At 72.8% G+C, this 15,482-nt stretch carries 16 protein-coding genes; 8 read left to right on the top strand and 8 right to left on the bottom strand.

The window, feature by feature from the left end:
- Positions 1-80 precede the first annotated feature (80 nt).
- From ACFY3U_RS14795 to ACFY3U_RS14775, 5 genes are all read left to right on the top strand, one after another.
- Positions 81-773 (top strand): helix-turn-helix domain-containing protein, encoded by a 693-nt coding sequence (locus ACFY3U_RS14795; RefSeq protein WP_387200709.1) that lies wholly within the window; start codon positions 81-83, stop codon positions 771-773.
- Positions 770-1,453, top strand: a complete 684-nt coding sequence (locus ACFY3U_RS14790; RefSeq protein WP_387200706.1) for a hypothetical protein — start codon at positions 770-772, stop codon at positions 1,451-1,453. Before ACFY3U_RS14795 ends, ACFY3U_RS14790 begins: the two co-directional genes overlap by 4 nt.
- A gap of 72 nt (positions 1,454-1,525) precedes the next feature.
- Positions 1,526-1,840 (top strand): DUF2516 family protein, encoded by a 315-nt coding sequence (locus ACFY3U_RS14785; protein WP_387200704.1) that lies wholly within the window; start codon positions 1,526-1,528, stop codon positions 1,838-1,840.
- Positions 1,837-2,724, top strand: a complete 888-nt coding sequence (locus tag ACFY3U_RS14780; protein ID WP_387200701.1) for an alpha/beta fold hydrolase — start codon at positions 1,837-1,839, stop codon at positions 2,722-2,724. The genes ACFY3U_RS14785 and ACFY3U_RS14780 overlap by 4 nt, the downstream gene beginning before the upstream one ends.
- Positions 2,725-2,793: 69 nt before the next feature.
- Positions 2,794-3,711, top strand: coding sequence for an SDR family oxidoreductase (locus tag ACFY3U_RS14775; protein ID WP_387200698.1), 918 nt, complete (start codon positions 2,794-2,796; stop codon positions 3,709-3,711).
- Here the strand turns inward: ACFY3U_RS14775 and ACFY3U_RS14770 are convergent.
- Entirely contained in the window at positions 3,702-4,679 is a 978-nt protein-coding gene (locus ACFY3U_RS14770; protein WP_387201511.1) for a helix-turn-helix transcriptional regulator, read from the bottom strand. The genes ACFY3U_RS14775 and ACFY3U_RS14770 overlap by 10 nt on opposite strands.
- A 108-nt stretch (positions 4,680-4,787) precedes the next feature.
- Between ACFY3U_RS14770 and ACFY3U_RS14765 the strand changes: the two genes are divergently transcribed.
- A complete protein-coding gene (locus tag ACFY3U_RS14765) occupies positions 4,788-5,579 on the top strand; it encodes an EI24 domain-containing protein (RefSeq protein WP_387200695.1) in 792 nt (263 codons plus the stop codon).
- A gap of 1 nt (position 5,580) precedes the next feature.
- Complete coding sequence (locus ACFY3U_RS14760; protein ID WP_387200692.1) at positions 5,581-6,096, top strand: O-acetyl-ADP-ribose deacetylase; 516 nt, start codon at positions 5,581-5,583, stop codon at positions 6,094-6,096.
- 39 nt (positions 6,097-6,135) lie between these two features.
- Here ACFY3U_RS14760 and ACFY3U_RS14755 read toward each other — a convergent pair whose 3' ends face one another.
- From ACFY3U_RS14755 to ACFY3U_RS14725, 7 genes are all read right to left on the bottom strand, one after another.
- Positions 6,136-7,101 carry a GNAT family N-acetyltransferase gene (locus ACFY3U_RS14755; RefSeq protein ID WP_387200689.1) on the bottom strand — a complete coding sequence of 322 codons (966 nt, stop codon included), beginning with the start codon at positions 7,099-7,101 and terminating at the stop codon, positions 6,136-6,138.
- A 396-nt stretch (positions 7,102-7,497) separates the two neighbouring features.
- Positions 7,498-8,505, bottom strand: a complete 1,008-nt coding sequence (locus tag ACFY3U_RS14750) for a LacI family DNA-binding transcriptional regulator (protein WP_387200686.1) — start codon at positions 8,503-8,505, stop codon at positions 7,498-7,500.
- A 19-nt stretch (positions 8,506-8,524) separates the two neighbouring features.
- Complete coding sequence (locus tag ACFY3U_RS14745; RefSeq protein WP_387200683.1) at positions 8,525-9,904, bottom strand: GH1 family beta-glucosidase; 1,380 nt, start codon at positions 9,902-9,904, stop codon at positions 8,525-8,527.
- Between the two features lie 59 nt (positions 9,905-9,963).
- The gene (locus ACFY3U_RS14740) at positions 9,964-10,797 is read right to left on the bottom strand and encodes a carbohydrate ABC transporter permease (RefSeq protein WP_387200680.1); all 834 of its coding nucleotides are present in this window, start codon (positions 10,795-10,797) and stop codon (positions 9,964-9,966) included.
- Entirely contained in the window at positions 10,794-11,777 is a 984-nt protein-coding gene (locus ACFY3U_RS14735; protein WP_387200677.1) for a carbohydrate ABC transporter permease, read from the bottom strand. The genes ACFY3U_RS14740 and ACFY3U_RS14735 overlap by 4 nt, the downstream gene beginning before the upstream one ends.
- A gap of 70 nt (positions 11,778-11,847) precedes the next feature.
- The gene (locus ACFY3U_RS14730) at positions 11,848-13,158 is read right to left on the bottom strand and encodes an ABC transporter substrate-binding protein (protein WP_387200674.1); all 1,311 of its coding nucleotides are present in this window, start codon (positions 13,156-13,158) and stop codon (positions 11,848-11,850) included.
- A gap of 203 nt (positions 13,159-13,361) precedes the next feature.
- A complete protein-coding gene (locus ACFY3U_RS14725) occupies positions 13,362-14,120 on the bottom strand; it encodes a maleylpyruvate isomerase family mycothiol-dependent enzyme (protein ID WP_387200671.1) in 759 nt (252 codons plus the stop codon).
- Between the two features lie 70 nt (positions 14,121-14,190).
- Between ACFY3U_RS14725 and ACFY3U_RS14720 the strand changes: the two genes are divergently transcribed.
- Positions 14,191-15,282 (top strand): UDP-N-acetylmuramate dehydrogenase, encoded by a 1,092-nt coding sequence (locus ACFY3U_RS14720; RefSeq protein WP_387200669.1) that lies wholly within the window; start codon positions 14,191-14,193, stop codon positions 15,280-15,282.
- Positions 15,283-15,482 lie beyond the last annotated feature (200 nt).

The following is a 15,482-nucleotide window of genomic DNA, read 5'->3' as shown; positions in this document are numbered from 1 at the left end:
CGCAAGGGCCCACTGTTACCTTGCTAACTTCCGCTAGCGATCTGCTTGCTGGAGCTAGCAGCGCTGGCTACCGTGGAGACATGGCCGCTTCCAAGGACTTGCCCGACGTCGGCGGGTTCATTCGTGACCTGCGTCGGAACGCCAAGATCTCGCTGCGGCAGCTGGCCGAGCAGGCCGGCGTCAGTAACCCCTACCTGAGCCAGATCGAGCGTGGGCTGCGCAAGCCGAGCGCCGAGGTGCTCCAGCAGCTCGCCAGCGCGCTGCGGGTCTCCACCCCGGCGATGTACCTGCGCGCCGGGCTGCTCGACGACAAGGAGGGTCAGGGGGTGCTCGCGGCGATCGCCGTCGACGCCGACCTGACGATGGCCCAGAAGCAGTCGCTCACCCAGATCTACGAGACCTTCCGCCGGGAGAACGCCCGCCTGGCCGAGGCCACCGCGACCGCCGACCAGGCCACCGCGGCCGCCGCCGAGGCGGGCGCCGCCGCTGACCAGGCCGGCCCGGCCCACGGTACGGGCGCCGTCGCGCCAGCTGGTGCCGGCGGCCCACTCGGCCCGACGCCTGTCACGCCGGCGACGCCGTCCGCCGCGGCGAGCGCCACGCCGGCCGCCACCGGGCCCACCACGCCGGCGGGCACCCCGACCGAGGCGGTCCTCGAGTCGGTCGCCGTCACCGAGGCCGGCCCGGCCCCCGCGCCAACCACCAGCAGCACCCCGTCCGCCAACCCGCCCAGCAGTACGGCCGCCGCCGCGACCGAGGAGGAGAAGTCATGACCCAGCCGAAGACCAACCGCATCCCCGCCCCGCTCTACGCCGCCGCCGGCGCGGGCGATCTGGCATACCAGCAGCTGCGCAAGCTCCCCACGGTGGTGGGCGAGCTGGGTAACCGGGTCGTCACCGACGGCACCCGGGTGGTCGCCGGCCTCGGTGGCAAGGCCGTCGTCACCGGCTTCGAGCTGCGCCAGAAGGCCACCGAGACGCTGCGTACCGCCAACCAGACCGCCACCGGCCTGCGCGAGAAGGCCGTCCCGGCCGACCTCGACCTGGACACCCTGCGCGGCACCGCCACCCGCAACGCCGCCACCCTGCTGGCCTCCGCCCAGGTCGCCCAGGAGCGGGCGCTGGCCGCGTACGGCGCGCTGATCGCCCGCGGCGAGCGGGTCGTCGGCGCCGGTGTGCTGGAGGCCGCCGACACCGTCAACGCCGACATCGAGGCCACCGACGCCACCGTCCCGGCCGAGGTGCGGGCCGACGCTGTCGCCACCCCGACCGCGGCTGTCGAGACCCAGACCCAGACCCCGACCCCGACCCCGGCCGACGTGGCCGAGGTGGTGGAGGCCAAGCCGGCCGCCGCGAAGACCCCGCGCACCCGGGCCACCAAGGCCGACGTGACCGACACCCCGTCGGCCAAGCTGCCCAAGGCCACGAAGCGGACCCGCCCGGCCGCCGAGTGACACTCCGGCCGTGAACGGCCCCGCAGGCGTCCTGCCGGACGTTTGCGGGGCCGTCGGCATATGCTGGCCGGCATGGCCATCGCCGCGCCGATCTTCGTGTTCGACGTCGTCTTCGTGATCGACCGGATCCTGCTCGTGTTCGCCCTGATCCTGCAGGGTGTCTCCCTGGTGCACGCGATCACCCAGCGGGCCGACGCCTTCCCGGCGATCGGCACCCTGCCCAAGGGCGGCTGGATCGCCATCCTGGCGGTCTGCATGCTGCTCACCCTGCTCGGCTTCGGCGCGCTCAGCATCTTCGGGCTGATCGGCATCGCGGCCGGCCTGATCTACCTACTCGACGTCCGGGTCGGGCTGCGCGACCTGCACGACGGCAAAGGGTTCTGGTGAGGGGTTTCCGCTGGCCCCCACCGCCCGACGGCGGCCCCCGCACCTGGGGTCCCGGCCCGGGCGGGCCGCGTACCGGCCGGCCGGCGCTGCCCGAGCCGGAGACCGAGCTGGTCACCACCCCGCACGGGGTACGGCTGGAGCGGCTGGTCACCGGCACCGGTGACCCGGTGACCGTGTTCGCCCACGGGCTGGGCAACGGCATCGCCACCACCCGCCCGTTCGGCAGCGGCGTCACCGGCCGCAAGGTCTTCTTCCAGTTCCGTGGGCACGGCCGATCGGACGCCCCGCCCGGCCCGTGGAGCTACCTCGACCTGGCCCGCGACCTGCGCGCGGTCGCCGACCTCGGCAACGCCACCCGGGCGTTCGGGGCCAGCCTCGGCGCCGGTGCGCTCTGCCGGCTGCTGGTGGAGAGCCCCGACCGGTTCGAGAAGGTCGTCTTCTTCCTGCCTGCGGTGCTCGACACGCCGCGCGGGCCGGCCGCCCGGCAGCGGTTGACCGACCTGCTCGACGCGGTCGGCGACGGGGACGCCTCGGCGCTCGCCGACGTGGTCTCGCTGGAGATCCCGCCGGCCGTACGGAACACCCCGGCCGGCTGGGCGTACCTGCGGCAGCGGCTCGACCAGCTGCTGCGCGACGGGCTCGCCCCCGGGCTGGCCGACCTGCCGGAGCAGGCGCCGCTGCGCGACGCGGGCGCCCTCGCCGCGGTCACCGCGTCGGCCCTGGTGATCGGCTGCGCGGGCGACGACCTGCACCCGGCCGCCGTCGCCGAGGAGTTGGCCGCCGCGCTCCCGCACGCCACCCTGTACGTGTACGACCGGCCGGGCGTGCTCTGGACGGAGCGCGCCGACCTGCGCGACCGCGTCTCGGGGTTCTTGAACGGGTGACGTCGCCCACCGCGGCGGGTTCACCAAACCGGACGGTACCTGTCAGGTATCGCTGGCACGCTCGACCGCATGACGACGCAGCCACTGGAAGGAAAGATCGCCCTGGTCGCCGGAGCGACCCGGGGCGCGGGCCGGCAGATCGCGGTCCAGCTCGGCGCGGCCGGCGCCACGGTCTACGTCACCGGCCGCAGCACCCGCGCCGGCCGCTCCGAGCTGAACCGGCCGGAGACCATCGAGGAGACCGCCGAGCTGGTCACCGCGGCCGGCGGCACCGGCATCGCGGTGCGGGTCGACCACCTCGACCCCGAGCAGGTACGCGGCCTGGTCGAACGGATCGACGCCGAGCAGGGTCGGCTCGACGTGCTGGTCAACGACGTGTGGGGCAGCGATCACCTGATCACCTGGGAGAAGCCGGTCTGGGAGCAGCCGCTGGAGGCCGGCTTCCGCACGCTTCGGCTGGCGGTGGACACCCACATCATCACCAGCCACTTCGCGCTGCCGCTGCTGATCCGCCGCCCCGGTGGGCTGGTGGTGGAGATCGGCGACGGCACGAAGGACTACAACGACGCCAACTACCGACTGTCGGTCTTCTACGACCTGGCCAAGGTCTCGGTCAACCGGCTCGCCTTCACCCAGGCGCACGAGCTGAAGCCGCACGGGTGCACCGCGGTGGCGCTAACCCCCGGGTTCCTCCGGTCCGAGGCGATGCTGGAGCACTTCGGCGTCACCGAGGCGAACTGGCGGGACGGTGTCGCGACGGATCCGCACTTCGTCATGTCGGAGACCCCGGCTTTCGTCGGGCGCGCGGTCGCCGCCGTGGCCGCCGACCCGGACCGGGCCCGGTGGAACGGGAAGTCCGTGGACAGCGGTGGTCTGGCCCAGGTGTACGGGTTCACCGACCTGGACGGCACCCGACCGCACTGGTCCCGCTACCACGACGAGGTGTTCCTGACCGGGAAGCCGGCCGACGACACCGGTTACCGCTGATCGTCGTAGAGCGCGGCGAGCCGGCGGGCCGCGTCGGTCAGCCGGGCCCGCAGTTCGGGCGGGTCGCGCACCTCCACCTCCGGCCCGAGCCGGAGCAGCAGGTCGTACGCCACCTCCACGGACTCGACGGGCAGCCGGGTGGTCACCCACCCCTGCCCGTCGGGCTCGCCGGCGGCGGCCACCGCCTCTTCGTACGCGAAGGGGGCCTCGGCGGTGAAGCGCAGCGCGCGCAGGCCGGCGGCGCTGAGCCGAACGGTGATCTCGGCCCCCAGCAGCTGCCGCAGGAACGCCTCGGCCTGCTCCCGCCAGTAACCGCCCAGGTCGAAGCCCTCGTCCCGGACGAAGCCCTCCTCGCCCACCACGACGTCGACCACCCGGTCGACCCGGTAGGTCCGCATGACGGCGTCGACCCGGCCGACGACGTACCAGGTGCCGCTCTTCAACACCAGCCCGTACGGCTCGACCCGCCGGGTCACCTCCCGCTCGCCGCGCCGGTACCGCAGCTCGACCACCCGGTCCCGCCAGACCGCCCGGGCCAGCTCGGTGAGCCAGCGCGGCGGCGTCGACTCGCGGAACCAGCCCGGCACGTCGAGGTGGAACCGCTGCCCGGTGCGGGCGGGCGCGTCGCGCAGGCTGGGCGGCAGCGCGGCGAGCACCTTCAGCTCGGCGCCTGCGACCGCGTCCGCGAGGCCCATCTCGCCGGCCGGGCCGGGCAGGCCGGCGAGGAAGAGCGCCTCCGCCTCGTCCCGGGTCAGCCCGGTCAGCCGGGTCCGGTAGCCGCCGAGCAGGCGGTAGCCGCCGGCCCGCCCCCGGTCGGCGTAGACCGGCACCCCGGCGGCGGAGAGCGCCAGCACGTCCCGGTAGACGGTCCGCTCGGAGACCTCCAGCTCACGGGCCAGCTCCGCGGCGGTCATCGTCTCCCGGGACTGCAGCAGCAGCACCAGGGAGATCAGCCGGGACGCCCGCACCCCACCATCCTGCCCGGCCGGGCGGCCGACGAGGGTCACCGGCGCGAAGCGGTAAAGGGCGATCCGCCGACCGGCCCGGGGTGCGCACGGCCACTAGGCTCTGCGGTCGTGAACGCACCCCGCATCGCCGCGCCCGTGACCGGCACCGTCGGTCGGTTCCTCGCCGGGGTCGGCCTCCTGCTGCGCGGCCTCGGCCTCTACGTGCGCAGCCCGGGGCTGATGCTGCTCGGCGTCCTGCCGGCGCTGATCTCCGGCGCGCTGTTCGTCGCCGCGTTCGCCGCCCTGGTGTACACGGTGGACGACCTCGCCGCACTGGTCACCCCGTTCGCCGACGACTGGTCGACCACCTCACGCAGCCTGGTACGGGTGATCGCCGGGCTGGCCTTCCTGGGCATCGGCGGGCTGCTCGGGGTGCTCACCTTCACCGCCGTCACGCTGGCCATCGGTGACCCGTTCTACGAGAAGATCTCCGAGCGGGTGGAGGAGCGCCTCGGTGGCACCCCGGACGCGGTCGAGGTGCCCTTCTGGGCCTCGCTGCGCCGCAGCGCGGGCGATTCGCTGCGGCTGGTCGGGATGTCGGTGCTGGTAGGCGTCCCGCTCTTCGCCGCCGGTTTCATCCCGGTGGTCGGGCAGACGGTGGTGCCGGTGATCGGGGCCGCGGTGGGCGGCTGGCTGCTCGCCGTGGAGCTGGTCGGCGCGCCGTTCTCCCGGCGTGGCCTGCGCCTGCCGGACCGGCGGGCCAGACTGAAGGTGGACCGGCCCACCGCGCTGGGCTTCGGCGTGGCGGTGTTCGTCTGCTTCCTGATCCCGCTCGGCGCGGTGCTGGTGATGCCGGCAGCCGTGGCCGGGGCCACCCTGCTCACCCGCCGCTCGTTCGGCCAGCACATCCGGGAGCACTGACATGGAGATCACCCTTGTCGAGGGGGACATCACCGCGCAGCGGGTGGACGTGGTGGTGAACGCGGCCAACTCCTCGCTGCTCGGCGGCGGTGGGGTCGACGGCGCGATCCACCGCCGGGGCGGGCCGGCCATCCTGGCGGAGTGCCGGGCACTTCGCGCCTCCCGCTACCCGGACGGGCTGCCCACCGGCCAGGCGGTCGCCACCACGGCCGGTGACCTGCCGGCCCGCTGGGTGGTGCACACCGTCGGGCCGGTCTTCTCGCCCGGCGAGGACCGTTCCGGCCTGCTGCGCGACTGCTACGCCAACAGCCTGGCGGTCGCCGACGGGCTGGGCGCGGCCACCGTGGCTTTCCCGCTGATCTCGGCCGGCGTCTACGGCTGGCCGGTCGACGACGCGGTACGCCAGGCGCTGACCGTGCTGCGCGCCGCCGCCCCGACCAGCGTCACCGAGGCGCGGCTCGTGCTCTTCGGCGCCGACACCCACGCCACCGCCGAACGCATCCTCACCGCGGGCTGACCGCGACCAGCCGGGCGGCCGGCTGGGGTCGCCGGTCGTCTACAGGTCGCGTAGGCAGGACCACTGGGCGCCGACCGGCCGGTAGCCGAGCCGGGTGTTGACCGCGAGCATCGGGGCGTTCGCCTCGTCGTTCGAGGTGTACGCGACGCGTACCCCGGTGGCGGCGGCCCGGTGCAGAGCGGCCCGCTTGGCCAGGCGGGCCAGGCCCCGGCCGCGGTGCTCCGGCACCGTGCCGGTGAAGGCCGACCACATCCGGTCCCCGTCCCGCTTGACCAGGCTGAGCGCCACCAGCTCCCCGGCGACCTCGACGGCCGTGCTGGCCGCGCGGTCCAGTCCGGCGTCCTGCCAGACCTCGTAGTGCCAGCTGTCGTAGCTCATCGCGTCCGTCGGCACGTCGCCCGGTTCGCTGGGCGAGGCGGCGGCGTCCACCTCGTACAGCCGGCGCGGGTCCACCTCGGCCGCGGCGCGCAGCCGCACCCCCGGCGGAGTCTCGGGCATCGGGGGGACGGGTCGCAGGTCGAGGGCGGAGTAGCGCGCCTGCCGGCTCGGCGTGAAGCCGTGCCGGCGGGCGAACGGCAGCGACTCGGCGAGCGCCCAGGTCAGCACCCGGCGGGCCCCGATGGACCGCAGGTGCGCCAGCGCGGCGGTGAGCAGCGCCGTCCCGGCGCCCCGACCACGGTGGTCCGGGTGGACGTGCAGGGTGGAGATCTCCCCGAAGTCTGGCTCCGAGGTCTGGCCGTTCCGGTACGCCGACGCCCAGCCGACCACCCGACCGTCCGCCTCGGCGACCCAGGCGGTCCAGTCCTCGCCGGGCGGCGGCTGCTCGATCATCCGCCGGGTCGACTCCACCCCGCGCAACAGGTACGGATGCACCAGCGCGCGCAGCGCCACCACCTCCGGCGCGTCGTCCGGCCGCGCGGTCCGGACCACCGGTGGCCCCGCCGCCGGGTGAGCGACCGGTCCGGACGGGGTGACTCGCCGTTGGGCGCCCTGCGTTTCAGCCATGCCGAGGACGCTATGCGCCGACGGGCCGGGCCAGCCAACGAAATACCTCGCCGGTTACGTTGCGTTACTTTCGCCACGTGTCACGCACCGTCACAGGTCTGTCGAGCACCGATCCACTCGCTCCGACGCTTTGCTCTGCTGCCACGGACGCAACACCCGCTTCAGCTGGGAATTCACGAAACCCGCGCGGCCGTTGGCCCGCACCGTTTTTAACCGACAGTTACTGTCGCGTTCGTGGCAGCAGAGCAAAGGGGGGGCGACGGCGTGCCGAGGGGGAGAGGCCGCACGTTGCTGTGGGTAGCGGAATGCGGGGCGCGCCGCGCGCGCTCGGAACCGGTGCACGTGCGCAGCGGGCCATGCCGTTGGGACAGGCCCAGGGAGGAACAGCGTCGGGGCTCAGGCCGACTCGCGGACCACCAGCTCGGTCGGCAGCACCACGGCCCGCTCGACCCGCTCGCCGGCGGCCAGCGCCAGCAGCAACCTCGTTCCCTGCCGGCCCAGCTCCACTATCGGCTGCCGGACCGTGGTCAGCGGTGGCTCGGTGTAGGCAGCCGTCTCGATGTCGTCGAAACCGATCACCGCCACGTCGTCCGGCACCCGGCGACCCGCCTCGCGGAGCGTCCGCAGGGCGGCGTGGGCCATCAGGTCGGAGGCGGCGAAGACGGCGTCCAGGTCCGGATGGTCCGCGAGCAGCGTCCGCATCGCGATCGCCCCGGACTCCCGGGTGAAGTCGCCGTACGCGACCAGCTCCGGCAGGCCGGCCTCGGCGACGGTGTCCCGGTAGCCGACGTACCGCTCGATGCCGGCCACCATGTCCTGCGGACCGGCGATGGTGGCGATCCGTCGGCGGCCGTTCCGGATCAGATGCCGGACCGCCTCGGTGACCCCGCCGACGTGGTCCACGTCGACGTACGGCACCCCGGCGGCGTCGAGCGGCCGGCCGCTGCACACCACCGGGATGCCGAGCCGGGCCAACCGGCCGGGCAGCGGGTCCGCGCCGTGCAGCGAGGCGAAGAGCACCCCGTCCACGTGCCGTCCGGTGGTGTACCGCTCCACCCGGTCGTGCCCGGCCGGCGAGCCGGCCAGCATCAGCACCAGCTGCTTGTCGGCCGCCTCCAGCTCCTGGGCCGCCCCCCGGATGATCCCCGGGAACACCTGGTCGTCGGAGAAGACCCGGGTGGCGGCCTCCGGCATCACCAGCGCGATCGAGTCGGTCCGCTGGGTGACCAGGCTGCGGGCGGCCAGGTTCGGCACGTACCCCAGCTCCTGGACGGCCCGGCGGACGGCCTCCTGGATCGGCTCGGCGACGGTGGTGGAGCCGTTCACCACGCGGGAGACGGTCGCCCGGGACACGCCGGCCCGTCGGGCGACCGCCTCCAGGGTGGGCCGTTGAGCGGTCGTCATCCCCGTTACCACCACCTCGTCACAGCCCGTTCCGGGAGATCACCTCCTGGTACCACCGGGCGCTGGACTTCGGCGTGCGCCGCTGGGTCAGGTAGTCGACTCCGACGATCCCGAACCGCTTCCGATAGCCCTCGGCCCACTCGAAGTTGTCCAGCAACGACCATACGAGATAGCCGCGCAGATCGACCCCTCGGGAGATCGCCTCGTGCGCCGCCCGCAGGTGCCCGTCGAGGTAGGCGATCCGGTCGTCGTCCTGCACCTGACCCGCCCCGCCGCTCTCGGCGCCGGCCCTGTCGGGGAAGGCGGCGCCGTTCTCGGTGATCAGCAGCGGCAGCCCCGGGTAGTCGGTGGCGATCCGCTCCAGCAGCCGGGTCAGCCCGGCCGGCTCGATCATCCACCCCATGTCGGTCAGCGGACCGGCGGGCGGCAGGAACTCCACCGCGCCGTCGGTGCCCGGGTACGCCCCGCCGCCACCCGCCCCGTCCGGCCGCCCGGCCACGTAGGTGGGGGCGTAGTAGTTGACCCCGAGCAGGTCCAGCGGCGCCGCGATCACCTTCTCGTCCCCGTCCTGCAGGAACGTCGGCTCGACCAGCCGGGCGACGTGTTCCAGCACGTCGACCGGGTACCCGGCGCCGGTCAGCGGGTCCAGGAAGATCCGGTTGTGCAGGCCGTCGACGAGGCGTACCGCGGCCGCGTCGGCGGCGCTGGTCGGGTCCGCGGGGCGTACGTCGGCGGGGTTGAGGGTGATCCCGACGATCTCCGCGCCGGCCGCGCGCAGCGCCCGGGCAGCCAGGCCGTGCCCCAGCAGCAGATGGTGTACGGCCCGGAACGCCGCCCCGGCGTCCCGCTCGCCGGGAGCGTGCACCCCGCTGCCGTAGCCGAGGTACGCCGAGCACCACGGCTCGTTCAGGGTGGTCCAGGTGCGGATCCGGTCGCCGAGCCGGCCGTGCACCACCAGCGCGTACTCGGCGAAGTGCTCGGCGGTCTCCCGGTTGGTCCAGCCGCCCCGGTCCTGCAGCGCCTGCGGCAGGTCCCAGTGGTAGAGCGTGACGATCGGGTCGATCCCGCGATCCAGCAGCGCGTCGGTGAGCCGGTCGTAGAAGTCCAGGCCGCGCGGGTTCACCGGCCCGGCGCCGTCCGGCCGGATCCGCGGCCAGGCCACCGAGAACCGGTACGCGGCCAGCCCCAGCTCGGCCATCAGCGCGACGTCCTCGGCGTACCGGAAGTAGTGGTCGCAGGCGACGTCGCCGGTGTGGCCGGCGAAGACCTTGCCCGGCGTACGGCTGAAGGTGTCCCAGATCGACGGGCCGCGACCGTCGTCGCGGACAGCGCCCTCGATCTGGTACGCCGCGGTGGCCGCGCCCCACACGAAGTTCTCCGGGAATCGAAGCTCACTCACGCTGTGCCCTTCTTCCGTTCGCGACTGCGGGGCTCGCAAACCCGGCTCACTCCTCGCGCTCACGATTTCACCGCGCCTTCCATGATGCCGCCGATGATCTGGCGGCCGAACACGACGAACACCAGCAGCAGGGGCAGGGTCGCGATGGCCGTGCCGGTGAACACCTGCGACATGTCCTGGTAGTACCCGTCCGACAGGGCGCGCAGCGAGAGCTGCACGGTCGGATTCTCCGGATCGTTCAGCACAGCGTACGGCCAGAGGAAGTCGTTCCAGGTGGTCATGAACGTGAGCAGGCCCAGCACGGCGGCGGCCGGGCGCAGCGCGGGCAGCACCACGTTCCAGTAGATCCGGGCGGTGTGGCAGCCGTCCACCCGGGCCGCCTCGATCAGCTCGTCGCTGACCGCCTGGCCGGCGTACTGCCGCATCATGAACACCCCGAAGCCGGTGACCAGCGCGGGGACGATCACCGCCGGCAGCCGGTCGTTCCAGTTCAGCTTCGTCATCAGCAGGTACAGCGGAATGACCCCGAGCTGGGTGGGCACCATCATGGTCGCGATGATCGCCATCAGCAGCGCGTTGCGCCCCCGGAAGCGCAGCTTGGCGAAGGCGAACCCGGCCAGCGTGGAGAACAGCACCACCGAGAAGGTGACCGTGCACGCCACGATCGCCGAGTTGACCAGGCCGGTGACGAAGTGCGCGTCGGTGTTGGCGAGCAGCCGGGCGATGTTGGCGCCCAGGTTCCCGCCGGGGACGATCGGCGGCGGTACCTGGCCCATCGCGTCGCTGCTGCGGCTGGCCACCACGAACATCCAGTAGATCGGGAAGATCGACATCCCGGCGGTGAGGACCAGCGCCAGGTAGGTGAGCCGGCCGGCCGACCAGACCCTGCTCATCGGGCGCCTCCCCGCCCGCTGCCGAGCCGGCGCAGCACCAGCACGTTGACCGCGGCGACCACCGCGATCAGCGCGAACAGCAGCCACGCCACGGCGGAGCCGTAGCCGAAGTTGTAGTGCGGGGCGAAGGCGTTCTCGAACATGTACATGGTCACCGTCTGGGATTCCCGCAGCGGTCCGCCGCGGATGGCGTTGGTGCCGGAGTTGAACATCCGGGGCTCGGTGAACAGCTGCAGGCCGCCGATGGTGGAGATGATGACGGCGAAGATGATCGTCGGCCGCAGCAGCGGCACGGTGATCGACCAGAACTGCCGGGCCCGGCCCGCCCCGTCGATCGAGGCCGACTCGTACAGGTCGCGCGGGATCGCCTGCATGGCGGCCAGGAAGATCAGCGCGTTGTAGCCGGTCCAACGCCAGTCGACCATGGCGGAGATGGCCACCCAGGCGGCGAACCGGTTCGACTTCCAGTCGATCGCGGCGATGCCGACGTGGTCGAGCAGCCAGTTGATCATCCCGAACTCGCGGCCGAAGAGCACCGCGAAGACGATCGCCACCGCGGCGGTCGAGGTGACGTTCGGTACCAGCACTGCCATCCGCCAGCCGGTCCGGGCCCGCAGCCGGCGGTTGAGCAGGTTCGCCAGCCAGAGGGCGGCGAGCAGCTGGGGCACGGTGGAGATGACGAAGATGCCGAGCGTGTTGACCACCGCGTGCCAGAAGTCCGGGTCGCCCATCAGCTGGGTGTAGTTCCCCGCCCCGATGAACGTCGGGTTCGCGCCGAGCAGGTCCCAGTCGTGCAGCGACACCCAGAACGTGTACGCCAGCGGGTAGAGCCCGAAGACCGCGAAGATCAGGAAGAACGGGGCGATGTACAGGTAGGGCGAGTAGCGGGTGTCGAACCGGGCGAGCCGGACGACCCGGGACGGGTGCGCGTGCCGCGGCGCCGGGGTGACCGGCGGCCGGGCGTCGAGATGGACGGCCATGCCGTTGACTCCTTCTCCGCCGGGCGGGCGGCTCCCGGCACCCCGGGGCCGCCCGCACGGCTGGCTCGGGCTACTTGGCGGCGGCCTTCTCGGCGTTGGCGACGGCGTCGGACCAGCCCTGTTCGGGGCTGCGCTGCCCCAGCTCGACGGTGCGTACGGCGTTCTCCACCTCGGTGCGGACGGCCTGGTTCTTCGGGCCCATGTAGACCGGCTTCAGGTTCTTCGCGCCGGCGGCGAAGATCTTCCCGACCGGGGCGCCGGAGAAGTACGCGTTGGTGGAGTTGACGATCGCCGGGTCGTCCAGCGCCTGCGGGGACGAGGGAAGCGGGCCCTTCTCCTGGAAGGCGCCGATCTGGCCCTTGGCGCTGGTGAGGAACTTGGTCAGCTCGATCGCCTCGGCCTGGTGCCTGCTCTGCTTCGGCACCGCCAGGTACGACCCGCCCCAGTTGCCGCCGTTGCCGGGCGCCTGGGCGATGTCCCACCTGCCCTTGGCGGCCGGGCCGGCGTTGCCCTCGATCACGCCGGTGAACCACGCCGGGCAGGCGACCGTGGCGAACTTCGACTGCTTGAACGCGGAGACCCACTCCTCCGACCAGGTGCCGTACCTGCCGGAGAGCTTGGCGCCGATCACGTCCATCGTCTGGTCGTACGCCTGCTTGACCGCCGGGTTGCTGTCGACCACCAGCTTCTCGTCCGTGTCGTAGTAGGTGTAGCCGGTGCTGCTGCCGGCGTTCTGCAGCAGGATGGTGTTGTAGATGCTGGTGGCGGAGTCGAGGAACGCCGCTCCGGTGTTCTTCGCGGTGTACTGCTGGCCGGCCTTGATGTAGTCCGCCCAGGTGGGCCAGAGCTTCGAGACGGCGTCGCGGTCGGTGGGCAGGCCGGCCTTGGCGAAGAGGTCCTTGCGGTAGCACATCGCCATTCCGCCCACGTCGGTGCCGAGGCCGATGAGCTGCTTGCCGTCGGCGGTCAGGCCGCCGTTCCACTTCCACTCCAGGAAGTTGCCCTTGAGGTCCGCGGCGCCGTGGTCGAGCAGGTTGACGAAGTTCTGCGGGTTGGCCTTGTACTCGACCAGCAGCCCCTCCTCGATGGCGACCACGTCGCCGGCGCCCTTGCCGGCGGCCAGCCACTGGGTGAGCTTCGGCGAGTACTCGTCGAGGTTGCCGCCGGTGCCCCGCTCGACGATCTTGATATTGGGGTGGGCGGCCATGTACTCCTGGTAGAGCTTCTGGTAGCCGAACTGGCCGAACACGTCCACGGTCAGTGTGATCGGTCCGCCCTCGGCGGCGGCGTCGTCGCCACCGCCGCAGCCGGCGGTGGTGAGCAGTGCGGTGGCGGCCACGAGGGCGATCGCGGTCAAGCGGTGGCGCGGTGTGACACCCATGGGTCTCGGACCCCTCTCAGTCGTCGGTGGTGGGATTCGGGCGCGGTCGGGCGGAGCGCGGAGCGCTGTGAGAGCGCTCTCACGACAGCGTGTCGGGTGTCGGGTCCCACTGTCAAGAGAGCGCTCTCCCGAACCTCGCCGCGGCACGAAAGAGCGGCCGCCCCCGGAGGGAACGGCCGCTCAACCGGCGGGGGTACGACGACTCAGCCGGTGCGCAGGCCCTCCAGCAGCGAACGGTCGCCGGCTACGCCGAGGGTGTCGAAGCTGACCCGACCCCAGAGCGCCAGCAGCAGGTCGCTGGCCGTGCCGGTCACCTGCGCCCGGGCGTGGTGGTCGTCGTGGCCGAACATGGTCGCGGTGTCCAGCAGGGCCATGCCCTCGCCGCGCAGCCGCAGATACCACTCCTGGGCCGCGTCGGTCGCGGTCAGCTGCACCACGCCGTGCCACTGCCCGGCCGTCCGCCGCCGGCCGGCCGGCAGCCAGGTGTCCAGCACCTCGCTCACCCCGTCGGCCGCCAGCTTGGCCTCGATCGGGTCGCCGGCCGCGATGGCCAGCTGGGCGTCCCAGCGGTGCACCGCCGTCTCGTGGGCCATCCGGCGCATCCAGAAGCCGGCCTTCTTCGGCTGCGGCGCCCAGTTCCACGCCGGCGCCTCCGGGTCGAGGGCGTCGAGAACGGTCATCAGCTGGTCGTACCCGTGCTGCCACAGCTGCAGCGGGGTCACCCCGGCGGGCGCCTCGGCCGCGTCCCGGCGGGCCGGCTGGGCGGTCTCGCCCGAGCCGACGAACGAGTGCACCCAGTGGTAGAGGCCGGCCAGGTGCAGGGTGAGATCGGTGACCGTCCAGCCCGGACACGACAGCACCGGTGTCTCGGGCGGCGCCTCGGCCACGGCGGCCGCGAACGCCGGCCCGTCGGTCCGCAGCGCCCCGATCCAGAAGTCCTTCGTGCCGTGCAGTCTGCTCATCGCTTTCCTCCCGGGGGTGACCGGGCCACCAGTGGGTGCCGCGGCTACCCCTCAGCCTAGGGTGAAAGGCGTGTCAGACGTCTACGCCAAACCGACAACCGGTGCCGGACCCGCCGATCGGACCGAACTGGCGGCATACACCACCCTGCGGCTCGGTGGGCCGGCCGCCCGGCTGGAGGCCGCCACCAGCGCCGATGAGATCGTACAGAAGGTGCGTGCGGCGCAGGACCGCGAGGACCAGGTGCTGGTCCTCGCGGGCGGCAGCAACGTCGTGGTGGGAGATGCCGGATTCCCCGGCACCGTCGTCCTGGTCCGCTCCCGGGGGCTGCGGGTGGTCGCCGAGGACGCCCAGACCGTGACGGTACGCGTCGAGGCCGGCGAGCCGTGGGACGAGCTGGTCGCCACCACCGTCGCCAACGGCTGGTCCGGGCTGGAGTGCCTCTCCGGCATCCCCGGCTCGGCCGGCGCCACCCCGATCCAGAACGTCGGCGCGTACGGCCAGGAGGTCGCCGAGGTGGTCACCGGCGTCCAGGTGTACGACCGCCACACCGGCAGCGTCGGCCGGATCGAGGCGGCCGACTGCGGCTTCGCGTACCGGTCCAGCGTCTTCAAGTACAGCGACCGCTGGGTGGTGCTCTCGGTCGACTTCCGGCTGGAGCGCTCGCCGCTGTCGGTCCCGGTGCGCTACGCCGAGCTGGCCCGCGCCCTCGGCGTCGAGACCGGTGAGCGGGTGCCGGCGGCCGACGCGCGGGAGGCGGTGCTCAAGCTGCGCGCCGGCAAGGGCATGGTGCTCGACGCCGACGACCCGGACACCTGGTCGGTCGGCTCGTTCTTCACCAACCCGGTGCTGGACCGGGCCGCGTACGAGCTGCTCCGCGAGCGCGCCGCCGACCTGGGTGAGCCACCGCACTGGCCCGGCGCCGGCGACGTGGTCAAGGTGAGCGCCGCCTGGCTGATCGACAAGGCCGGCTTCGCCAAGGGCCACCCCGGCCCGGACGGCATCGCCATCTCCAGCAAGCACACCCTGGCCCTGACCAACCACACCGGCGCGGCCAGCACCGCCGCCCTGATCACCCTGGCCAGAACCATCCGCGACCAGGTCCACGCCCGCTTCGCGGTAACCCTCCACCCCGAACCCGTCCTGATCAACTGCACCATCTAACCCCGCCCCTCCCTCCCGCCCCCCACTCGCGCGATCTTGCACTTTCGGCCCCTCGTTCGCCCCTTGTGCGGCAATTGTCGGGGCAGGAAGTGCAAGATCGGCGGCGGGATGCTCCTATGGATGTCAAGGTGTGGCCGGTGGTGGTTGGGTGGGGTTGGTGAGGACCTCGTAGACCTCGCGGGCGATGTATCGCTTGAGGC

Origin of the sequence: Micromonospora sp. NPDC000089 (assembly GCF_042899365.1) — a bacterium.
Taxonomy (GTDB): domain Bacteria; phylum Actinomycetota; class Actinomycetes; order Mycobacteriales; family Micromonosporaceae; genus Micromonospora.
This window is presented reverse-complemented; position numbering and strand designations above follow the sequence as displayed.